Raw genomic sequence first — 2,424 nt, 5'->3', positions numbered from 1 at the left:
GTTAAAGGACGACGGGAAAAAGGTGATTCTCGCGGCGGCAGACACCTTCCGCGCGGCGGCGATTGAGCAGCTGACGGAGTGGGCCAACCGGGCGGGCGTGGACATCATCGCCCAGCAGGAAGGCTCCGATCCGGCCGCTGTCGTCTATGATGCCGTGGCCGCAGCCAAATCACGCCATGCGGATATTCTGATCTGCGATACGGCGGGGCGGCTTCACAATAAGAAAAATCTGATGGAAGAGCTTAAGAAGATTAACCGGATCATCGACAAGGAGTTCCCGGAGGCATACCGGGAAACGCTGGTGGTGCTGGACGGAACGACCGGGCAGAATGCACTTTCACAGGCCAGACAGTTTATGGAAGTGGCGGATATCACAGGAATCATCCTGACGAAGCTGGACGGAACCGCCAAGGGCGGAATCGCCGTGGCAATCCAGTCGGAGCTGGGAATTCCAGTCAAATACGTGGGGGTTGGAGAGAAGATCGACGATCTGCAGAAATTTAACGCAGGGGAGTTTGTGAATGCATTATTCCATGTGGAAGAGAAAGAAGAGGCGTAAGTTATGTTGACATTGGAGAAATTTGAAGAGGCAACAGAGGTTGTAAGCAAGGTAACGCAGGAGACAAAGCTGGTGTACAGCGAATATTTTTCCTCCCAGACCGGCAACAGGGTCTGGTTCAAGCCGGAAAACATGCAGTATACAGGCGCTTATAAGGTAAGAGGCGCTTACTATAAGATCAGCACCTTGAGCGAGGAGGAGAAGGCGAAGGGCTAAATTACCGCTTCCGCCGGCAATCATGCTCAGGGCGTGGCATACGCCGCAAAGCTGGCCGGAATCTCCGCGACCATCGTGATGCCGACGACAACGCCTCTCATGAAGGTAAACCGGACGAAGGGATACGGCGCGGAAGTCGTTCTGGAAGGCGATGTATTCGATGAAGCCTGCAGTTACGCCTACAGGCTGGCAGAGGAAAAAGGCCTTACCTTTATCCATCCGTTTAACGATTTGGACGTAGCTACGGGCCAGGGAACCATTGCCATGGAGATCATCAAGGAACTCCCGACCGTAGATTACATACTCGTTCCCATCGGCGGAGGCGGACTCTGTACCGGCGTTGCCACTCTGGCGAAGATGCTCAATCCGAAGATCAGGGTGATCGGCGTGGAACCGGCGGGCGCAAACTGTATGCAGGAATCCCTGCGCCAGGGCAAGGTAGTTTCCTTAAACGGTGTCAACACCATCGCGGACGGCACGGCGGTGCAGTGCCCCGGCGATCTGCTGTTCCCCTACATCCAGGAGAATGTGGATGACATCATCACCATCGAAGATTCGGAACTGATCGTTTCCTTCCTCGACATGGTGGAGAATCACAAGATGATCGTGGAGAACTCCGGCCTTCTGACCGTAGCGGCCTTAAAGCATATGAAGGTAGAAAACAAGAAGATCGTCTCCATCCTGAGCGGCGGCAACATGGATGTCATCACCATGGCCTCCATCGTACAGCACGGCCTGATCCAGAGAGACAGAGTCTTCACCGTATCCGTCCTGCTTCCGGACAAGCCAGGCGAGCTGGCCAAGGTTTCCACACTTCTCGCCAAAGAGCAGGGCAACGTAATCCGTCTGGAACACAACCAGTTCATCAGCATCAACCGAAACTCGGCTGTGGAACTGCGCATCACACTGGAGGCTTACGGCACCGACCACAAGAACTCCATCATGGCCGCGCTCACCGAGGCAGGATACCGTCCGAAGCTGGTGAAGTCCAAAGGAACTTATGCGGATTAAAACTATACGGATTAGAATTATGCAGATTAGAAGATTATAAAAAGGCATCAGAACTGCGGGGAATGACGATACCGCGGTTCTGATGCCTTTATTTTGCGTCATGGAAAAGTCGTTTTTTTCTTTCAGCCTTCTCTAAACAAAACCGAGTCCTCTGGAAGGATCGCGCCCTCCTGGCTCACCACGGCGGCCGCCACCCGATTGGCGGCCGCGATGGAATCGTACAGGCTTTTTCCTTTCTGCAGGCAGGCAAGGACCGCCCCGATATGGGCGTCGCCTGCTCCGATCGTATCCACGACCTGTGAAGGGATTCCCGGGACCGAATAGGAGACTTCTGGGCTTTCATGGCAGTAAGCGCCGCGTTCACCCAGGGTTACGATTACCGGACTTCCCGTGATCTGAAAGAGGGCGGCCGCAGAGTCTGCCACACTGTCCCGGCCTCCCAGTTCCAGCGCTTCCTGCTCATTGATATGGAGCACGGGCGAGAGTGCCAGGATCCGGTTCAGCCGGTTTCCGGAAAGTCTGATTCCACGCGGGCCGGGCGCAAAAAAGAGCTGCGGGCCCCGCTCTTTCTCGAAATATTCCACCAGCGCCTCCCCCGTAGGTTCTTCCACCTCCAGTCCGCAGAGATAGGGCATGGC

General features: G+C 55.2%; 2 protein-coding genes and 1 pseudogene. 2 read left to right on the top strand and 1 reads right to left on the bottom strand.

Annotation, left to right across the window (positions count from 1 at the left end):
- Positions 1 to 559 (top strand): signal recognition particle-docking protein FtsY (gene ftsY / locus ACLTD4_RS33775; RefSeq protein ID WP_412331979.1); only part of this gene is annotated, 559 nt, incomplete at its 5' end.
- A 3-nt stretch (positions 560 to 562) separates the two neighbouring features.
- Positions 563 to 1,786, top strand: a pseudogene (gene ilvA, locus ACLTD4_RS33770) (threonine ammonia-lyase).
- 122 nt (positions 1,787 to 1,908) lie between these two features.
- On the opposite strand, the gene ACLTD4_RS33765 reads toward ilvA, so the two are convergent.
- On the bottom strand, positions 1,909 to 2,424 hold a 516-nt coding region (locus tag ACLTD4_RS33765), incomplete at its 5' end, for a carbohydrate kinase family protein (protein WP_412331978.1).

It is taken from the genome of Hungatella sp. (genome assembly GCF_046966825.1).
The sequence above is the reverse complement of the archived record's forward strand: the minus strand, read 5'-3'. Positions and strand labels throughout refer to the sequence as shown.